The sequence below is a fragment of the Micromonospora sp. WMMD882 genome (assembly GCF_027497255.1).
GTDB lineage: Bacteria > Actinomycetota > Actinomycetes > Mycobacteriales > Micromonosporaceae > Micromonospora.
The window spans coordinates 443,112-462,329 of sequence record NZ_CP114903.1; the positions used below are offsets into that span (position 1 = coordinate 443,112).

The window sequence follows — 19,218 nt, forward strand, 5'->3', positions numbered from 1 at the left end:
CGTAGCCTGCCCGAGTGCCGTTGCTCCTGCTGGACCTGGACAACACCCTGCTCGACCGGACCGGGCCGTTCCGGATCTGGGGTCAGCGTCTCCTGGCCGGCATCGGCGCGCCGGCCACCGACATCGACTGGCTGCTCTCCATCGACGCCGACGGACTGACCAACCGGTGGGACGTGGCCGACGCCATCCGCAGCCGGTACGACCTGCGCATCCCCTCGATCGACCTGGTCGACGGCATGCACGACGGCGTGGTCGAGCACACCAGGCTCAGCCCGCTGGTGGCCTGCGCCCTGCGGATCGCCGCCGACGCCGGCTGGGTGCCGGTGGTGGTCAGCAACGGCGTGGTACGCCAGCAGGAGACCAAGATCCGTCGGACCGGCCTGGACCGGTACGTGGCCGACTGGGTGATCTCGGAGGAGGCCGGGGTGAGCAAACCCAACCCGCGGATCTTCGCGATGGCCGCCCGGCGGGCGCGGCTGCCGCTGCGGGACGCCTGGATGGTGGGGGACAGCCCGGAGTCGGACATCGGCGGGGCGGCGGCGGTCGGTCTGCCCAGCGTCTGGCTGCGCCGGGGGCGGACCTGGCTGGAGCCCCGGTTCGCGCCCACCCACGCCGTCGACGGGGTGCTCGACGCCATCGCCACGGTGGTCGCCGCCTGATCCGCTGAGCCTGCGGGTCGGAGGGGCCGGGCGGATCGGGTCGCCGGGTTTCCCGGGCCGCCGGGTTTCCCGGGCGGGCCGGGGGGTGACCGGGCCGCCGGGCGCCCCGGCGGGGAAAACGGGTTGCCGGTGGCGGCGGCCGTCGCCGACCATGGGGCGGCGAGCAGCGCACCCGGGCAGCGCCCGGTCGAGGAGAGGAGGTCGGTCATGGCCGTCTTCGTAGAGGCCCACCACCTGCCTCCGTCAGCCTCGACCAAGGGATCACCGAACCAGTGCGAGACCACGACTCCGTTCCTCCGGCGCACGAGCGCCGTACCCGCGGCGGACGCCGCTTCGACGACGACGAGCCGCGCTTCCTGAAGCGCGGCCGGCCCACGCCGCTCCCGACCGCCGACGACGACGGCGACCCCGACCGGCCGCTGGCCGGCGACCGGTGGTCGACCTGGGACCAGGCGGTCCACGGCCCCGAGCCCCACCCGGCCTGGCTGGTCACCGAGCTGGCCGCCCAGGACACCGAGCTGGGCGTGCTGAAGACCGGCAAGGAGGCCGACGTCCACCTGGTCCGGCGCGCGGTGCCGGACACCGACCGGTCCTGCCTGCTGGCCGTCAAACGCTACCGGGCCCCGGAGCACCGGCTGTTCCACCGGGACGCCGGCTACCTGGAGGGACGCCGGGTCCGCCGCTCCAGGGAGAACCGGGCGATGGCCGGGCGCACCGCCTTCGGCCGCGAGATGATCGCCGGGCAGTGGGCGGCGGCCGAGTTCGCCGTGCTCTCCCGGCTCTGGGAGGTCGGGGTCGCGCTCGGCGGGGTCACCGTGCCGTACCCGGTGCAGTTGCTCGGCACCGAGCTGATGCTGGAGTTCGTCGGGGACGCCGACGAGGGCGCCGCCGCGCCCCGCCTGGCCCAGCTCCGACCGGAGCCGGCCGAGCTGCGCTCACTCTGGGAGCAACTGGTCGACGCGCTGACGATGCTGGCCCGCTCGGGGTACGCCCACGGCGACCTGTCGCCGTACAACCTGCTGGCGCACGCGGGCCGGCTGGTGATGATCGACCTGCCGCAGGCGGTGGACGTGGTGGCGAATCCGCAGGGGCAGGAGTTCCTCGCCCGCGACGTACGGGTGGTCAGCGCCTGGTTCGTGGCCCGGGGGCTGCCGGCGGAGCTGGCCGACTCCGCCACGTTGACCGCGCGACTGCTCCGCGAGGCGGGGCTGCGCTGACCGCGCGGACGGGTCCCCGCCCGGCGCCCCGGGCGTCGGAAGGGGACCCGTCCGCCCGTGTCCACGGCCGGGCGGCGCGGCCCGGCCGGGTCACTGGAGGTACCGCTCGACCTCCGGGACCGGCCGGGCGCCCTGCGACTCCGGGTCCCCGTGGGCCTGCCGGGCGGCCCGACGTCGGCGGAGCAGGTCCCAGCACTGGTCCAACGACTCCTCCAGCTCCCGCAGCCGGGTACGGGCGTCGTCGTCGGTGCCGGTGTGCCCGGACTGGGCCGTCGACCGGAGGCGGTGCTCCTCGTCGACCAGGTCGGAGATGCGGCTCAGGATGGTCTTGTCGTCCATGCCACGAGCCTGGCACAGCCCGTCCGCCCGCGCCCGCACACGCCCGCCTTCGACGTCGGAAGGGGTAGGTTGCCGGATGTCGACCGGGCGGTGACGACCGTGGCGTTCCACGGGCACGAGGTGGCCGCCTTCCCGCTCGCGCTGACCGGCCGGTCAGGCCGGTACCGGTCCGGGACGACCGGGGCGCGCGGACCCACCGGGGTCGGGGGCTGGCCCGGGAGTGTCGGCGGAACCGGTTTCCGGCCGTCACCGCGTAACTCTCCTATGTGGATTACGCAAATGTTGCGTGCGAAAATTCCTCACCCCCCGTCTGGTGGAACCTGCATCCTGATGTCATGCTCAGCGGGTCTTGTGACTTGGAATGACGGTCCCGCGACTCAGCGGTGATACCGGGAGGAGCCCAAAAGGTGGGATCACCACACCCCTTCCCGGCGCAGGTCAGTCGTCCCACGAGGGTTCCGCTGCGTCGGATGCTGCCCACCCTGGTCCGTGACCCGGCCCGCGCGTTGATCGACGCCGGCAACCGCACCGGTGGCGCGCTCGCCCGGCTCAACCTCGGCTCGTTCCGGCCCTATCTGGTCACCCACCCGGCGCACGTGCAGCACGTGCTGCGTGACCGGGCGGAGAACTACGAACGCGCCGGTGACGGGCTGTTCTGGCGGCCGGTCAAGCGGCTGTTCGGGGAGGGCATCCTGGGCGAGGGGCAGATCTGGTCGGCGAGCCGACGGATGCTCCAGCCGATGTTCACCGCCAAGCGGGTCGAAGCGATGATCGACGGCATGGCCGAGGCCGTCACCGCCGCCGTCGACGAGCTCGACGCGCCGTCGCGGGCCGGGCGGTTCGTCGACATCGGCGCCGAGCAGTCCCGGATCGTCTGTCGGGCGATCATGAAGGTGCTCTTCGCCGACAAGATCTCGGTGGCCGACGCGATGCGGGTGGTCGACGCCCAGGACGTGATCGCCAGCGCGGTGATCCCCCGGATCGTGGTGCCGTTCGCGCCGCTGTCGCTTCCCATGCCCGGTGACCGGCCGTTCCGCCGGGCCGTCCGGATCGTCGACGACGTGCTCGTCCCCATCGTGCGGGAATCCCGGGCCACTGCCGAGCAGGGCGACGACATCATCTCCACGCTGTGGCGGGCCCGCACCGACGACGGCCGGCAGCTCGACGAACGCCAGGTCCGCAACGACACCGTGGCCATGTTCGCCGCCACCACCGAGACCACCATCAACGTGCTCACCTGGCTCTGGCCGCACCTGGACGAGCACCCCGAGGTCGCCGAGCGGCTCTACGCGGAGATCGGTCGGGTGGTCGGTGACGAGCCGGTCCGCCGCGAGCACCTCGGCGAGCTGACGTACACCCGGATGGTCCTCGACGAGCTGCTGCGGCTGTACCCGATCGGCTGGCTGATCCCGCGCCGCGCGGTGGCCGACGACGTGCTCGACGGCGTGCCGATCGAGGCGGGGGCGACGGTGGTCGCCAGCCCGTTGATCACCCAGCGGATGGCGGCGTTCTGGGACCGCCCCGACGAGTTCGACCCGGAGCGGTTCCGCCCGGAACGGGTCCGGGCCCGGCACCGCTACGCCCACTACCCGTTCGGCGGCGGGCCGCACCAGTGCCTGGGCATGTACCTGTTCTACCTGGAGGCCCAGCTCATCGTCGCCACCATGCTGAGCCGGTACCGGTTCCGGCTGCGTCAGCCCGGCGTGCCCGGGCTGCGGCTGGCCGCCGCGCTGCGGCCCCGGCGGCGGGTGGAGCTGACCCTCACCGGCACGTCCACGGTCGCCTGAGAGGACCGCTCGGCAATGGACCTCGACAGTCACGTCGCGACCGCCCGCGAGCAGGGCCGCATCTGCGCCCTCGCCGCGAAGGGGCAGCGCGACCTGGCCACGCACGCCGCCCGGTACCCGGAGCTGTTCTCCGGGGCGCCCTTCGACGCGGCCCTGTTCAGCAACATCTCCCTCGCCATCGCCTTCGGCGCGCCCTGGTGCGGCGTCGAGGAGCTGCGCCTGACCAACCGGATGGTGCTGTGGGGTTTCGGGCTGGACTGGCAGGTGGACTACCTCGCCAAGTCGCGCCTGGAGATCGACCGGCTGGTGGCCGGCAGCCTCGCCGTGGTCGACGGCGACCCGCCCGCGCCGGACGACCCGCTGGGCCGGTTCCTCGCCGAGCTCTGCGCCGAGCTGGCGGCCAGGTCGGCGTACCCGATGCTGCGGCCGACCTGGCGGGCGGCGGTGGAGCGGACCCTGACCGCGATGGCGGTGGAATGGGACTGGAAGGCCGCCCGGCGGGACCTGAACGGGGCGCTGCCCACCTTCGACGAGTACCTCGCCAACGCCGACAACCTGGCCTGCACGGTGGTCAACGTCGCGCACTGGATCCACACCGGCGACCCGGACACCCACCGGGCGCTGCCGCGGCTGATCGAGGCCAGCGACGAGGTGCAGCGGGTGCTGCGCCTGGTCAACGACCTCGGCACGTACCAGCGGGACCTGGAGTGGGGTGACCTCAACGCGATCATGCTGGTCGCCGACCGGGCCGAGGTGGAGCAACGGATCGACGTGCTGGTGCGGCGCTGCCACGAGCTGCTGGAGCCGTTGACCGTGGACTGCCCCCGGCAGGCGCGCTACCTGGCCCGGCAGATCGGCTTCAGCAGCGGCTTCTACCGCTCCGCGGACTTCTGGGGGAACCGGTGACGGGCGTCGCCGCCGCGGCGCGGGAGCTGGTGGGCGAGACGCTCACCGCCCCGAGCGGGCAGTCGTCGGTGTCGGTGTACGAGACCGGTCGGCTGGTGAGTCTCTCGCCCTGGCTGACCCTGCACGTCGAACGGATCCGTCACCTGCTGGACACCGAGCGGCCCGGCGGCGGCTGGGGCGGCCCGGACGGGTACGCGCTGGTGCCCACGCTCAGCGCCACCGAGGGGCTGCTCGCCGCGTTGCGCCGGGGTGACCTCGACGGCACGGCCGAGCCGCTGGCGAAGGGCGCGGTCGCGGCGGTCGACCGGGGCCTGGCGTTCCTGACCGACCGGCTCGCCGCCACCGACGCGGCGGCCCTGCCGGACATGCCGGCCGTGGATCTGATCATCCCCGCGCTGGTGGAGTCGCTCGCCGTCCACCTGGCCGGGCTGCGGGACGCCGCGGTGGCGGGGCTGGAAGGGTGGCGGGACGCGCCCGCGCCGCCACTGCCGGTCGGGCTGTCCGAGGGCCGGCTGCGGCGGGTCCGGGCGGCGCTGACGTCCGGGCGGGCGCTGCCGGAGAAGCTGCTGCACGCGCTGGAGGTCGCCGGACCGGCGGCGTACCGGGCGTCCGGGGTCCGCCCGGTCGGCCCGGGCACGGTGGGGGCCTCACCGGCGGCCACGGCCGCCTGGCTCGGCGTGCCGGACGCCGGCGTCGACGCGACGGCCGCCCGCGGCTACCTGGAGGACGTGGTCCGCCAGTACGGCGGCCCGGCGCCGTGCACCAGCCCGATCAGCGTCTTCGAACGGTCCTGGGTGCTCAGCACGCTGGCCCGCGCCGGGGTGCCGGTGACGGCCCCCGAAGCGGTCCTGGGCAGCCTGCGCGACACCCTCGGCCCGGGCGGCACGGCCACCGCGCCCGGGCTGCCGGCGGACGCCGACACGACCTCGGTGACCCTGTACGCCCTGGCGCTGGCCGGGCGTCCGGCGGACCCGGCGAGCCTGTCCTCCTTCGACACCGGGGAGCACTTCTGCACCTGGCCGGGGGAGGACGGCGCCTCCATCACCACCAACGCGCACGTGCTGGACGCCTTCGGCTGGCACCTGCGGCACGGTGGCGTGCCGGCGCGGCGGCTGGCGCCGGTGGTCCGTCGGCTGACCGGCTGGCTGGCCGAGCGGCAGGAGCCGGACGGCTCGTGGCGCTCCGACCGCTGGCACGCCTCGCCCTACTACGCGACCTGCTGCGCGGCGCTCGCCCTGCACGCCTACGGGGTCGGCCCGGAAGCGGCGTCGGCGGTCGGCCGGGCGGTGCGCTGGGTGCTGACCGGTCAGCACCCGGACGGCTCGTGGGGACGCTGGGGCGGCACCGCCGAGGAGACCGCGTACGCGACGCAGGTGCTCCGGGCCGCCGGGGGCGCCGGGGCCGGTCCGGTCGGGGCGGCGGTGCGCCGGGGCTCGCGGTGGCTGTCCACGGTGGCGCCCGACGTGGACGGGCCGGCGCTCTGGCACGACAAGGATCTGTACCGTCCGTCACTGATCGTCCGCGCGGCGGTGCTCGCCGCAGTCGCGGCCGACCCGCCCGTGGGCAGCGCGGACGCCGGTGACACCGGCCCAGCCGTGCAAAGCGCCATGATCAGGACCGCTTGAGTGAACCCCGCGACGCTGCTAGCGTGCGCCGGGGTCGATCCGTGCGTCGACCGCCCGCGCTCGGGCATGTCAATCGAATACCCGGCCAGGACGGTGTAATGGGTTCCCGCAGTACGAATCTCCGTACCAAAGTCATCGCACTGCTCGCGTCGCTCGTCGCGCTCTGGGCCTTCGCGGCGTGGGTGACCGTCCGGGACGGCTTCAATCTGCTCGGGGTCCAGACCCTCAACAGCCGGGTCTTCGCGCCCAGTGAGCCGCTGCTGCTGCAGTTGCAGAAGGAACGGCGGTTGTCGCTCGCCTACCTGGGGCGGCCGGAGGCGGGGCAGTTGGAGCAACTGCGGGCCGAACGGGATCGGACCGACGGGCTGGCCGGCGCCTTCGAGGAGTCCGCGGCGCACTGGCGTACCGAGATCTCGGCGAGCGCCGAGGTCGAGCGGGCCATCGACGACGTGCTGTCCGGGTTGGACGGTCTGGACCGGATCCGCACCGAGATCGACGACAAGAGCATCGACCGTACCGCGACCCTCGGCGCGTACGTGGACGTGGTCGACTCGATCTTCCAGCTCTACGACGAGCTGGGTGGTCTCGACGACCGGCAGGTGGCCCACGACACCGCCGCCCTGATCGAGCTGAACCGCTCCCGTGAGCTGCTGTCCCAGGAGGACGCGCTGCTCACCGGCGCGCTCGCCGCCGGCCGGGTGATCAGCGCGGAGCAGGCGCAGTTCGCGCAGCTCGTGGGCGCCCAACGGTACACGGCGGCGAACAGCATCGCCTCGTTGCCGGGGGCGGACCGCAACCGCTACCGGCAGATGTCCGAGTCGGACGCGTTCCAGCGGCTGCGCACCCTGGAGGCGCAGGTCATCACCGCCCGCAACACCGAGGCCCGGCCCCCGGTCGAGGCGGACGCGTGGCGGGCCGCTGTCGAACCGGCGTTGCAGCAGCTCAACGACGTCGTCGGGGCCGGCGGTGAGGACGTCGTGGACCGGGCCGCCCCGGTGGCCGTCGGGGTGATCCTGCGGCTGGTGCTGGCCACCGGTCTCGGTCTGCTCGCCGTCGTCGCCTCGATCATCGTCTCCATCACCACGGCCCGGACGCTGCTGCGTCAGCTCGAACGACTGCAGGGCGCCGCGTTCACGCTGGCCAACGAGCGCCTGCCGAACGTGGTCGCGCGACTGGGCCGCGGCGAGGAGGTCGACGTGGCCGCCGAGGCGCCGCCCCTCGAATTCGGTGACGACGAGATCGGGCAGGTGGGGCAGGCGTTCAACGTCGTGCAGGAGACCGCCGTGCGGACCGCCGTCGAGCAGGCCGAGCTGCGGCGCAACGTACGTGACGTGTTCCTCAGCCTGGCCCGGCGTACCCAGGCCCTGGTCCACCGGCAGCTCACCCTGCTGGACGCGATGGAGCGCCGGGAGAACGACGCCGAGGAGCTGGAGGACCTGTTCCGGGTCGACCACCTGGCCACCCGGATGCGCCGCAACGCGGAGAACCTGATCGTGCTCTCCGGCTCTACCCCGGGCCGGGCGTGGCGACGCAACGTGCCGATGGTCGACGTCGTACGGGGCGCGGTGGCCGAGGTGGAGGACTACACCCGGGTCAACGTGCTGCCGTTGGGACAGGTCGCGCTGGCCGGCCGCGCGGTGGGTGACATCATCCACCTGCTCGCCGAGCTGATCGAGAACGGGCTCTCCTTCTCGCCGCCGCACACCACCGTGGAGGTGCGGGGGCAGCTCGTGGCGAACGGCTTCGTCATCGAGATCGAGGACCGGGGTCTCGGCATGACCGAGGAGGACCTGGCCGCCGCCAACGGGCGCATCATGGACCGCTCGGAGCTGAACCTCGCCAACGCCACCCGGCTGGGCCTGTACGTGGTCAGCCGGTTGACCGAGCGGCACGGCATCCGGGTGCACCTGAAGGAGTCCCCGTACGGCGGCACCACCGCCGTGGTGCTGATCCCGATGGGCCTGGTCACGGTGGGCGAGGAGGAGACCGGCGGCGCGACCGGGACGCGACCGGGCCAGCCGGAGCCGGCCGACGCCGCCGGGCCGGGCGGCGGGCAGCCGGGGCCGCGTCCGGCGGCGGTGGTCGAGCCGGCCGCGCCGCCGCTGCCGCGCGGGGACGAGTCCCACCAGTTGCCCACCCGGGTACGCACCACGCTGGAGCGCCCCCGGGCCCCCCGGGACACCCCGGTCGAGAGCGGGTCGGGGCTGCCGACCCGTCCCCGACGCTGGTCGGAGCAGTCGGCCCTGGACGGTCCCACGTTCCCGACCGGTCTGCCGGTGACGGTGCCCCGGACCGAGCCCGGCGGCGGCCCGGCCCCGACCGTCCCGCCGGCCGCGCCGACCCAGGGCGAGCCGACGACGGCGTCGGTGCCGGCCGCGCCGGCGCCGTCGGCGGAGCTGGCCGCGCCGACAACGTCGGCGGAGCTGGCCGCGCCGGCGCCGTCGGCGGAGCTGCCGAGGACGGGCTCCGGCCTGCCGTTCCGGGTACGTCAGGCCAACCTCGCGCCGGAGCTGCGGGAGGAGACGTCCAGCGTGGACGCCGCGGAGGACGAGACGGTACGCCCACCCGAGCAGGTGCGGCGGATGATGAGTTCGTACCAGACCGGCACCCGCCGGGGTCGCACCGACGCGGCCCGGCTGCTGGGTGGCCCGGGGCGTGGTCCGGAGCAGACGAACGGCCCGGACGACGAGGATTCGCAAGCGACGTGAGCGGGGCCGGCGGCGGGAGGAACCCCGTCACGCCGGCGGCGAAGGTCAGCCCCAGACGAGCACGGCGACGAGCCGGGGGAGAAGAGGACGACGAGTGGCGCAGAAGACGGCTTCGAGTGCCGACCTGACGTGGTTGTTGGATGATCTGGTCGGCCGGGTCAAGCAGGCCGAACACGCTATCGCTCTCTCCACAGACGGCCTTCTGATGGCCTCGTCGCGGGGGCTGAGCCGGGACGACGGCGAGCACCTGGCGGCGATGGCGGCCGGGATCCAGAGCCTGGCCCGGGGCGCGGGGAAGCGGTTCGGGGGCGGGCAGGTGCAGCAGACCATCATCGAGATGCAGTCGTCGTTCCTGTTCGTCACGGCGGCCGGCCGTAACGCCTGCCTGGCGGTGCTGGCCTCCGAGGACGCCGACGTGGGGCTGATCGCGTACGAGATGGCCATGCTGGTGACCCGGGTCGGCAAGTACGTGGCGTCGCCGTCCCGGCTGCCCGAGCAGTCGGCCGCGGCCGAGAAGTAGTCGCCGACATGACCGTTACCGGGGGGCCGATGGAAGAGCAGTGGGTGGACGACCACGCGGGGCCGGTGGTGCGCCCGTACGCGGTGACCCGCGGCCGGGCCCGGCCGGTGACGGGCACGTTCGACCTCATCTCCCTGGTGACGGCGGTCCAGGCGGACGTCACCCCGGAGGCGGGGCTCGGGCCGGAGCACCTCGCGATCGTCGGGCTGTGTCAACGGATGCAGTCGGTGGCGGAGATCGCGGCGCATCTCGACCTGCCGGTGGGCACCATCCGGGTGCTCCTGGGCGATCTGGTGGCCCGGCACCTGGTCGAGGTCCGCGAACCCCGGGCCACCGGCGGCCTTCCCGACGACAGCATTTTCGAGGCGGTTATCAATGGACTCAGGGCACTCTGAGCAGCCGGCGGGTACGGTGCCCACCGCGATCAAGATCCTCATCGCGGGCGGTTTCGGCGTGGGTAAGACGACCATGGTGGGCGCGGTCAGCGAGACCCGTCCGCTGCGGACGGAGGAGGTGCTCACCGAGTCGGGTGTCGGCATCGACGACCTGTCCGGGGTGGAGGACAAGGCCACCACCACCGTGGCGATGGACTTCGGCCGGATCACCATCAGCGACGACCTGGTGCTGTACCTGTTCGGCACCCCGGGGCAGGACCGGTTCTGGTTCGTCTGGGACGAGCTGGCGCTCGGCGCGATCGGCGCGGTGGTGCTCGCCGACACCCGCCGGCTGGCCGACTGCTTCCCCTCCATCGACTACTTCGAGGGTCGGGGCACCCCGTTCGTGGTGGCGGTGAACTGCTTCGAGGGGGCCCGGCAGTACCGGCTGGACGAGGTGCAGGCGGCGCTCAACCTCGACCCGGACGTGCCGGTGCTGCTCTGCGACGCCCGGCAGCGGGAGTCCAGCAAGGAGGTGCTCATCACCCTGCTGGAGCACGCCATGAAGAGCCGGGACGCGCGGCGCGTCGCGGACTGACCACGGGGTCGGCGCCCGTCGGGGCGGACGCACACCGCACGACAGAGGTGGCGGGACGGTCCGGTGACCACTATAGACTCGTCACCTCACTCTTCGTGGAAAGGCGTGCTGCCCCATGGTCGATCTGAAGGTCGTCACCCGGGACGAGTGGCTCGACGCCCGTAAGGAACTGCTCGCCCAGGAAAAGGAACTCACCAGGCAGCGGGACAGGATCACCGCGCTGCGCCGGCAACTGCCGGCGGTCGTGGTCGAGAAGGACTACACCTTCGCCGGGCCGGACGGCCCGGCGAAGCTGGTCGACCTGTTCGACGGGCGACGGCAGCTCATCGTCTACCACTTCATGTTCGACCCGCAGTGGACCGAGGGGTGCACCAGTTGCTCCCTGCTGGTCGACAACTTCGGCCACCCCGCGCACCTGAACTCCGCCGACACGACGCTGGTCGCCGTCTCCCGGGCGCCGCTGGCCACCATCACGCCGTTCAAGACCCGGATGGGCTGGACCTTCCCGTGGTACTCGTCGTTCGGCGGCGACTTCAACCACGACTTCGGGGTGACCGTCGACCCGGCCGTCGCGCCGGTGGTCTACAACTACCTCGACGCCGAGGCCCTCGCGGCCCGGGGCTTCGACCACCACATGGCCGGCGAGCAGCACGGCATCAGCGTCTTCGTCCGGGACGCGGACGGTCGCGTGCTGCACACCTACTCCACGTACGGCCGCGGCCCCGAGCAGGTGCTCAACACGTACCACTACCTGGACCTGACCCCGTTGGGGCGGCAGCGGTACGTCAACGAGTTCCCGCACCACGACACGTACGACGAGCCGTCGGCCGCCCCGCACTGCCACTGACCGGCCCGCCGACGACGGAGGTCTCCGGCGGGTGGCTGTCGCGCCACCTGCCGGAGACCTCCGGGTGAAACGGCCGCCGGGGTCAGCCGGCGATCATCCGCCGCAGCACGTACTGCAGGATGCCGCCGTGGCGGTAGTAGTCGGCCTCTCCCGGGGTGTCGATCCGGACGACCGCGTCGAACTCCACGCCGGTGTCGGTGGCGACCTTGACCGTACGCGGGGTGTCGCCGTCGTTCAGCGCGGTGACCCCGGTGATCGAGAAGGTCTCCGTGCCGGTCAGGCCCAGGCTGTCGGCGGTCTCGCCGCCCGGGAACTGCAACGGCAGCACGCCCATGCCGATCAGGTTGGAGCGGTGGATCCGCTCGTACGACTCGGCGATGACCGCCCGGACGCCGAGCAGCATGGTGCCCTTGGCCGCCCAGTCGCGGGACGAGCCGGAGCCGTACTCCTTGCCGGCCAGCACCACCAGCGGGACGTCCGCCTCCTGGTACGCCACCGAGGCGTCGTAGATGGAGGTCTGCTCGCCGGTCAGGTGGTTGACGGTGACCCCGCCCTCCACGCCCGGGACGAGCTGGTTGCGCAGCCGGATGTTGGCGAAGGTGCCCCGGATCATCACCTCGTGGTTGCCCCGACGCGAGCCGTACGAGTTGAACTCGTGGCGCGGCACGCCGTGCTCGGCGAGGTACCGCCCGGCGGGGGAGTCCGCCTTGATCGAGCCGGCCGGGGAGATGTGGTCGGTGGTCACCGAGTCACCCAGCTTGGCCAGCACCCGCGCGTCGGTGATGTCGACGACCGGCGTCGGGTCCTTCTGCATGCCCTCGAAGTACGGGGGCTTGCGGACGTAGGTGGAGTCCCCCTCCCAGGCGAAGGTGTCGCCGGTCGGGGTGGGCAGCGACTGCCAGCGCTCGTCACCGGCGAACACGTCCGCGTACGCCGAGCTGAAGCCGGTCGCGCCGATCGCCGAGGCGATGACGTCCTGGATCTCGGCGGTGTTCGGCCAGATCTCCCGCAGGAAGACCGGGTTGCCCTCGCTGTCCTCCCCGATCGGCTCGTTGGCCAGGTCGATGTCCATGGTGCCGGCCAGGGCGTACGCCACCACCAGCGGCGGGGACGCCAGGTAGTTCATCTTGACGTCCGGGTTGATCCGGCCCTCGAAGTTCCGGTTGCCCGACAGCACCGAGACGACGGCGAGGTCGGCCTCGTTGACGGCGGCGGAGATCTCCTCCGGCAGCGGGCCGGAGTTGCCGATGCAGGTGGTGCAGCCGTATCCGACCAGGTGGAAGCCGAGCTTCTCCAGGTAGGGCGTCAGACCGGCGCGCTCGTAGTAGTCCATGACCACCTTCGAGCCGGGGGCCAGGGTCGTCTTCACCCACGGCTTGCGGGTCAGGCCCTTCTCCACCGCGTTGCGGGCCAGCAGCGCCGCGCCGATCATGACCTGCGGGTTGGAGGTGTTGGTGCAGGAGGTGATCGCCGCGATCACCACCGCGCCGTGGTCCAGCTCGAACTCGACGCCGTCGGCCCCGGTGACCCGGATCGGGTCGCTGGCCCGGCCGCCCGACCCGACGGCGCTGTTGACCAGCTCGCGGGGGGCGTCGGCCGGGTCGCTGACCCCGTCGACGGCCGGCGCGTCACTGGCCGGGAACGACTCGGCGCTGGCCTCGTCGGCGCGGCCCTGCACGCCGTACGGCTTGGTCTGCTGGGGGACGCCGGGCTTGCGGCCCGGGTCGCCGCCGGTCTCGTCGGCGGAGACGTAGTCGGTGAGCGCGGAGCGGAACAGCGTCTTGGCGTTGCCCAGCGGCACCCGGTCCTGCGGGCGCTTCGGCCCGGCCAGGGACGGCTCGATGGTGCCCAGGTCGAGCTCCAGGCGCTCGGAGTACTCCGGCTCGGCGGCCGGGTCGTGCCAGAGCCCCTGCTCCTTCGCGTACGCCTCGACCAGCGCGACCTGGGACGCGTCGCGGCCGGTCAGCTCCAGGTAGCGGACGGTCTCCGCGTCGATCGGGAAGATCGCCACGGTGGAGCCGTACTCCGGGGACATGTTGCCGATGGTGGCCCGGTTGGCCAGCGGCACCGCGCTCACGCCGGGGCCGTAGAACTCGACGAACTTGCCGACCACGCCGTGCTTGCGCAGCATCTCGGTGATGGTCAGCACCAGGTCGGTGGCGGTGGTGCCGGCCGGCATCTCGCCGGAGAGCTTGAAGCCGACCACCCGGGGGATGAGCATGCTGACCGGCTGGCCGAGCATCGCCGCCTCGGCCTCGATGCCGCCGACGCCCCAGCCGAGCACGCCCAGGCCGTTGACCATCGTGGTGTGCGAGTCGGTGCCGACGACCGTGTCCGGGTAGGCCTGGCCGTTGCGCTCCATGATCGTGCGGGCCAGGTACTCGATGTTGACCTGGTGCACGATGCCGGTGCCCGGCGGGACCACCTTGAACTCGTTGAACGCGGTCTGCCCCCAGCGCAGGAACTGGTAGCGCTCCTTGTTGCGCTCGTACTCCAGCTCGACGTTGCGGGCGAAGGCGTCCTCGCGGCCGAACAGGTCGGCGATGACCGAGTGGTCGATGACCAGCTCGGCCGGGGCGAGGGGGTTGACCTTCGACGGGTCGCCGCCGAGGTCGCGGACCGCCTCCCGCATGGTGGCCAGGTCGACCACGCAGGGCACGCCGGTGAAGTCCTGCATCAGCACCCGCGCCGGGGTGAACTGGATCTCCACGCTCGGGTCGGCGCTGGCCTCCCACGCGCCGAGCTGACGGATGTGGTCGGCGGTGATGTTCGCGCCGTCCTCGGTCCGCAGCAGGTTCTCCAGCAGGATCTTGAGACTGTAGGGCAGCCGTTCGTGGCCGTCCACCTTGCTGATCTTGAAAATCTCGTAGCTCGCGTCTCCGACGCGTAGCTGGGTCTTCGCACCGAAGGTGTCGAGGCTCGCCACGTCGTACTCCTTCACACCAGCGACCATGAGTAGTCCTGAGCAGTCTGTCGCACCGGTCCGGGCGTCGCCCGACTTAGGCGACACTTACCGGCGATTCGCGCTGACCTGCAAACCGTACGTCCGTCTTGCTATCGGCGCAACCTGGTGTCAGTTCCTGGGAGGCGACGCCCCGCCATGATCCCTGGCGGTCGGCCCGGGCGTCGCCCCGACGACTCCGGTGACCGGTGGGTGGGCATGCCGGTGGGCCGGCCCCCTGTTGTCGGGGGTCGGCCCACCGGTGGTGTGGGTGTCAGGCGGAGTAGCCGCGGGTGGCGGTCCAGTCGGCGAGGGCTTCGGTGGTGATCCAGTAGGAGGCCTGGTCGGGGTTGGCGGAGTCGGCGATCTTGACGGTGTCGCCGTTGTCGCGGTAGGCGACGACGCTGATGTAGTGGCCGCCTTCGAAGGAGTGGGTGGCGCCGTCGGTGTCGGTGGCGGTGCCGGCGATGTTGGTGACGATGGCGCGGCCGTCGTCGATGGCGTTGATGATGTCGGCGCGCATCTTGTGGGTCTGGGTGGTGTCGGCGGTGGGGGTGGGGATTTCGATGGTGCGGTATTTGCCGTTGGTTTCGGTGTTGAGGTAGTTGGTGATGTCGGCGGCGGAGTTGGTGCCGGCTTCGGTGGTGCCCATCTTCTTGGCGGCTTCGTCGACGCTGGGGTTCTTGTCGAGGGCGGTGAGGGCGTTGCGGGCGGCGGAGGGGCCGCAGTAGTAGAAGTTGGGTTGGGCTTCGTAGCGGATGGTGAGGTGGCGTTCGCTGTTGGGTTTGCGGTCGGTGGTGATGGTGGTGGGGTTGGTGGTGGTGGGGTTGGCGAGGGCGGTGGTGGGGGCGGCGATGGCGCCGGCGGTGATGGCGGCGCCGGCGATGGTCAGGGCGGTGTTACGGATGATGGTGGTCATGGTGACTCCCTCTTCCGTTGGGGGTTTGGGGGTGGCGCGGGTCGACCCGGGGGGTGGGGGCCTGTGGTGGGGGTGTGCGCGGTTGTCGGGCCGGGGGTGGCTCGGTGGCGCGTCGGGGTGTAACGGCTGTTGGGCGGGGAGGCATTCCGGGGGCGCGGGGTCGGGGTGAGGCGCGTTGGTGCTCGCGCCGTGGCCCATGTACAACGCCGTCGGGTGGGCGGCCATTCCGCCGCGCCGGGCGCCGCTGACCGGACACCCGTCGCGGAATGGATGAAACCAGACATTCGGCCCGGGGTTTCCGGCCGCGGACACCGGGAAGACGCCCCGCGCCGGGGTCACCGCCCGACGAGGGGAGCGTCCGTGTCGTACCAGGCATTGTCGTCAGTCGTCGTCCCGCTCTCCGCCGCGCCGCTGTGGTGCGACGCCCGGGAGCACGGGCTCCGCGGCGACGGGATCGCCAACGACCAGCCGGCGCTCGCCGACCTGGTGGACCGGCTCGGCGAGGCGTACGCCGCCGACGGCAGGCCCCGCGTCATCCACTGCCCGCCGGGCACCTACTCGATCCGGGACGCCGGCACCGTGTGGCGCAGCGGAGTGTCCCTGGTCGGGGCCGGCCCGGCGGCCACCCGGTTCGTGCTGAGCAACGCCGGGAACCGGGCCGACCCGACCCCGCTGGCCTTCTGGACCACCGTGCAGCACGGCGCGAGCCGGGAACGGCACATCGCCGACTGCGCCTTCGTCGACTTCGAGATCGACGGCTCCGGGGTGGCCCTGACCGACTACAGCTACCTCGCCAAGGGCCTCGGTCTCCAGTACGTCGTGCGCGGGGTGTTCCGCAACCTCTACATCCACCACACCGGGGCCACCGGGCTGGGTTGCGACTTCCTCCAGGACACCGTGGTCGACGGGGTGGTGGCGGTCGGCTGCGGCCGGCTGGACAACGGCGTGCAGATGGGCGGAGCCGGCATCGGCATCGGGATCGGCGGCTGGGGCGCGATCGAACGGTGCACCATCACGAACTGCGTCACCCTCGCCAACGGCACCAACGGCATCTTCCTGGAACTGCAGAAGGACAACTGGACCCCGCCACGCGGTTACCGCATCGTCGGCTGCCACAGCCAGGCCAACCGGTTCGGCATCTCCGACTGGGGCGCCGACGGGCTGGTGGTGTCCGCCTGCACCCTCGTCGACAACCTGGAGGCGGGATTCGACATCTCCGCCAACGGCACCGCCGGGGTCGCCGGCCGGGGCGGCATCCTCAGCGACTGCGTGATCGACCGCAACGTGCGCGACGGGGTCAGCGTCGGCAACACGCCGGGGCCCTACACGGTGCGCGGCAACCGGATCAGCGGCAACGGCGCGTACGGGTACCACCAGCACGACCTCGGCCGCGGGTATCCGGGACCGGCCCACGACATCGCGATCGACGGCAACGACTTCTGGGACAACGGCCTCGACGCGATCCGCGTCGACCGGCCCATGGTCGACCTGTCGATCACCGGCAACCGGATCCGCAACAACGGCCGGCGGTGTGCCCCCGCCACCACCGGCGGCGGCGAATCGGTGCGGTACGGCCGGCGCAGCGTGACGGACCTGGCCGCGCGCTGGCCGTCCGACGGCCACCGCGGCAAGGTCCTACGGGTCGGCGCCCACTTCGCGGTGGTCACCGGCAACACCGACAGCGAGCTGAGCCTGGCCCCGCTGCGCCCGGACAGCACCACCGCCTGGAACGAGGACGTCCCGCCGCCCGGCGCGGCCTACGAGCTGCCGGCGGCGCCCGCGGTGCGCGCCGGGATCACCCTGAACGCGGCGGTCGACGCGGCCACCGTGTCCGGGAACCGGATCCGGGACCGGGACGGACACACCCAGACCCACGGGCTGTGGGTCACCGACCGGGGCGAGTGCGTGTCCTGCCGGGTCGAGGGCAACGACCTCACCGGCAACACGGTCGCCGGACTGCGGATCGACACGCCGCCGTCCGGCGGGCACTGGCCGCCCGGGCACACCGACCCCGACCGACGCCGGACCCACGGGCCGCCGGGCGCCGGCTAGGCAGGGTGGTGGCTGGGGCCGGGCGGCGGCCAGGTGGCCTCAGTCGACCGGGTCGGCGGGCGTGCCGGCCGCCTCGGCGTGCCGGTCGCGCAAGCGGGCCCGGATCTCCTCCGGCGTGTACGCCCGACGTCGCCGCTCGGCGCGGGCCACCACCACGCCGGTCGCCGCGACCCCGACCACGCCGGCCAACCCGAGGAGCTTCCACCACTGCATCCGTTGCCGCATCCGCCTAGGGTAGTGCGCCATGAGCATCAGCCTGGACGAGGCGGTCGAGCTGACCCGCACCGGTGACCTGTGGGTGTTCCGGGGGCGCAGCGTCCCGGACCGGGCCATCCAGTTCACCACCAACAGCCCGGTCAACCACGTCGGCATGGCGGTGGTGCTGGAGGACCTGCCGCCGCTGATGTGGCACGCGGAGCTGGGCCGCTCGCTGCCCGACCTGTGGTCGGGCGCCCACCAGCGCGGGGTGCAGTTGCACGACCTGCGCGACGCGGTCTGCGTCTGGGCGAACCGCTACGGCCAGCGCGCCTGGCTGCGTCAACTCGAACCGCCCGCCGATGCCGGGATGGAGGACGCGGTGCTGCGGACCGTAGCCCGGCTCGACGGCACCCCGTTCCCGTCCACCGCCCAGCTCGCCTGGCGCTGGTTGCGCGGCCGGACGCCGACGGTTCCCCGACCGTCGTTGCCGCGTCCGCTGTTCCCCGGCCGTCGCCGTGCCGTCGGCCCGGCCGGGCAGCCCGGCGCGGGCGGGCCGGTCGTCGCCGGGGCCGACCCGGACGGTCGGGCCGCCGACCGGACGTTGGAGACGGCGTACTGCGCGGAGGTGGTGGCGGTGACGTACGAGGCGATGGGGTTGCTGCCCGCCGGTCGCCGGCCGAACTGGTACGACCCGGGGCGGTTCTGGAGCGGCGACGACCTGGGCCTGACCGGCGACGCCACCCTCGGCGCGGAGATCGAGGTGCGGATCCCACCGCGGTGAGGTCTGCCCCGACCTCCGGCCGGCGGGCGACCGACCGGCAGGCCGACCGTTCCGGGTCAGCAGCCCCGGCGTTCCTGGACCCGGATCGTGACCGGGACGCTCTGGGTGTGCGCGCCGTCCGACGCGGTCAGCTCCGGCTGGTACACCCCGAACGGCAGCGGCGGCAGGGTCATCGCGACCATGTTGACGACCGTGTGCCCGTCGCCGGTACCGGGCGGGACCGGCGCGTGCGGCAGGCTCGTGGTGGTGCCGGCGGGCAGGTTCCGCGCCCCGATCTCCAGCGGCGCCGACCACTGCCCTTCGACGGCGACCAGGAAGTACGTGAACCAGGACTGGTCGGCCGGGATGCAGACCCGCTGCCCGAGGTCCACCAACTGCCAGCTCGCCCCGGCAGCGGTGGCCCCCGACGTGGTGGCCCCGGACGCGGCGGCGGGCTGGCTGCCGACGAGCGCCAGTGTCACCGCGGTGGCCAGCCCGAGCGCCAGCCGCGCGGCGGCGAAGAGTGATCGTGACATCGAAGCCTCCTCACACCTTCGACGGGTGGGCCTGGGGCGACGCCACCATCATTCGAACTTCGTCTGTCAATATGACAGCCCGTCGGGTCGCTTCCGACACGCGCGGCGGGATGCGGCGACCCGGAAACCGGCAGGCGGTCGACCGGCCCCGGGCGGCGCGGCCGGACCGCCCGACGACGGCGGTCGGGTCCGCCCCGGAAACCCGCCCCCGTGCGGGCCCGCCGGTGACTTT

At 72.9% G+C, this 19,218-nt stretch carries 17 protein-coding genes; 12 read left to right on the forward strand and 5 right to left on the reverse strand.

Annotation, left to right across the window (positions count from 1 at the left end):
* Positions 1-14 precede the first annotated feature (14 nt).
* Together O7606_RS01905 and O7606_RS01910 are read left to right on the forward strand one after the other, a co-directional pair.
* Positions 15-659, forward strand: a complete 645-nt coding sequence (locus O7606_RS01905; protein ID WP_281597240.1) for an HAD-IA family hydrolase — start codon at positions 15-17, stop codon at positions 657-659.
* A 272-nt stretch (positions 660-931) separates the two neighbouring features.
* Positions 932-1,876 carry an RIO1 family regulatory kinase/ATPase gene (locus O7606_RS01910; RefSeq protein WP_281597241.1) on the forward strand — a complete coding sequence of 315 codons (945 nt, stop codon included), beginning with the start codon at positions 932-934 and terminating at the stop codon, positions 1,874-1,876.
* Between the two features lie 90 nt (positions 1,877-1,966).
* Here the strand turns inward: O7606_RS01910 and O7606_RS01915 are convergent, their stop codons facing one another.
* Positions 1,967-2,215 carry a DUF2630 family protein gene (locus O7606_RS01915; protein WP_281597242.1) on the reverse strand — a complete coding sequence of 83 codons (249 nt, stop codon included), beginning with the start codon at positions 2,213-2,215 and terminating at the stop codon, positions 1,967-1,969.
* A 470-nt stretch (positions 2,216-2,685) separates the two neighbouring features.
* Here O7606_RS01915 and O7606_RS01920 point away from each other — a divergent pair, with 470 nt between their 5' ends.
* The 8 genes from O7606_RS01920 to O7606_RS01955 all read left to right on the forward strand — a co-directional run bounded on the left by O7606_RS01920 (position 2,686) and on the right by O7606_RS01955 (position 11,580).
* Entirely contained in the window at positions 2,686-4,002 is a 1,317-nt protein-coding gene (locus O7606_RS01920; protein WP_281599456.1) for a cytochrome P450, read from the forward strand.
* Between the two features lie 15 nt (positions 4,003-4,017).
* The gene (locus O7606_RS01925; RefSeq protein ID WP_281597243.1) at positions 4,018-4,908 is read left to right on the forward strand and encodes a terpene synthase family protein; all 891 of its coding nucleotides are present in this window, start codon (positions 4,018-4,020) and stop codon (positions 4,906-4,908) included.
* Positions 4,905-6,533, forward strand: a complete 1,629-nt coding sequence (locus O7606_RS01930; RefSeq protein WP_281597244.1) for a prenyltransferase/squalene oxidase repeat-containing protein — start codon at positions 4,905-4,907, stop codon at positions 6,531-6,533. The genes O7606_RS01925 and O7606_RS01930 overlap by 4 nt, the downstream gene beginning before the upstream one ends.
* 98 nt (positions 6,534-6,631) lie before the next feature.
* Positions 6,632-9,241, forward strand: coding sequence for a nitrate- and nitrite sensing domain-containing protein (locus O7606_RS01935; RefSeq protein WP_281597245.1), 2,610 nt, complete (start codon positions 6,632-6,634; stop codon positions 9,239-9,241).
* A 94-nt stretch (positions 9,242-9,335) separates the two neighbouring features.
* Complete coding sequence (locus O7606_RS01940) at positions 9,336-9,761, forward strand: roadblock/LC7 domain-containing protein (protein ID WP_281597246.1); 426 nt, start codon at positions 9,336-9,338, stop codon at positions 9,759-9,761.
* Positions 9,762-9,769: 8 nt separating this feature from the next.
* On the forward strand, positions 9,770-10,156 hold the full coding sequence (locus tag O7606_RS01945) for a DUF742 domain-containing protein (protein ID WP_281597247.1): 387 nt from the start codon (positions 9,770-9,772) through the stop codon (positions 10,154-10,156).
* Complete coding sequence (locus O7606_RS01950) at positions 10,137-10,733, forward strand: ATP/GTP-binding protein (RefSeq protein ID WP_281597248.1); 597 nt, start codon at positions 10,137-10,139, stop codon at positions 10,731-10,733. The genes O7606_RS01945 and O7606_RS01950 overlap by 20 nt, the downstream gene beginning before the upstream one ends.
* Before the next feature lie 115 nt (positions 10,734-10,848).
* Positions 10,849-11,580 carry a DUF899 domain-containing protein gene (locus O7606_RS01955; RefSeq protein WP_281597249.1) on the forward strand — a complete coding sequence of 244 codons (732 nt, stop codon included), beginning with the start codon at positions 10,849-10,851 and terminating at the stop codon, positions 11,578-11,580.
* Between the two features lie 82 nt (positions 11,581-11,662).
* Here the strand turns inward: O7606_RS01955 and O7606_RS01960 are convergent, their stop codons facing one another.
* The gene (locus O7606_RS01960; protein WP_281599457.1) at positions 11,663-14,521 is read right to left on the reverse strand and encodes an aconitate hydratase; all 2,859 of its coding nucleotides are present in this window, start codon (positions 14,519-14,521) and stop codon (positions 11,663-11,665) included.
* Between the two features lie 274 nt (positions 14,522-14,795).
* Positions 14,796-15,440, reverse strand: coding sequence for a C39 family peptidase (locus O7606_RS01965; RefSeq protein WP_281597250.1), 645 nt, complete (start codon positions 15,438-15,440; stop codon positions 14,796-14,798).
* A gap of 360 nt (positions 15,441-15,800) precedes the next feature.
* Here O7606_RS01965 and O7606_RS01970 point away from each other — a divergent pair, with 360 nt between their 5' ends.
* Positions 15,801-17,492, forward strand: coding sequence for a right-handed parallel beta-helix repeat-containing protein (locus tag O7606_RS01970; protein ID WP_281597251.1), 1,692 nt, complete (start codon positions 15,801-15,803; stop codon positions 17,490-17,492).
* A 39-nt stretch (positions 17,493-17,531) separates the two neighbouring features.
* Here the strand turns inward: O7606_RS01970 and O7606_RS01975 are convergent, their stop codons facing one another.
* Positions 17,532-17,717, reverse strand: coding sequence for a hypothetical protein (locus O7606_RS01975; RefSeq protein ID WP_281597252.1), 186 nt, complete (start codon positions 17,715-17,717; stop codon positions 17,532-17,534).
* Between the two features lie 19 nt (positions 17,718-17,736).
* Between O7606_RS01975 and O7606_RS01980 the strand changes: the two genes are divergently transcribed.
* Positions 17,737-18,471 (forward strand): hypothetical protein, encoded by a 735-nt coding sequence (locus O7606_RS01980; protein WP_281597253.1) that lies wholly within the window; start codon positions 17,737-17,739, stop codon positions 18,469-18,471.
* Positions 18,472-18,527: 56 nt separating this feature from the next.
* On the opposite strand, the gene O7606_RS01985 is transcribed toward O7606_RS01980, so the two are convergent.
* Positions 18,528-18,986 (reverse strand): DUF5980 family protein, encoded by a 459-nt coding sequence (locus tag O7606_RS01985; RefSeq protein WP_281597254.1) that lies wholly within the window; start codon positions 18,984-18,986, stop codon positions 18,528-18,530.
* Between the last annotated feature and the right edge of the window lie 232 nt (positions 18,987-19,218).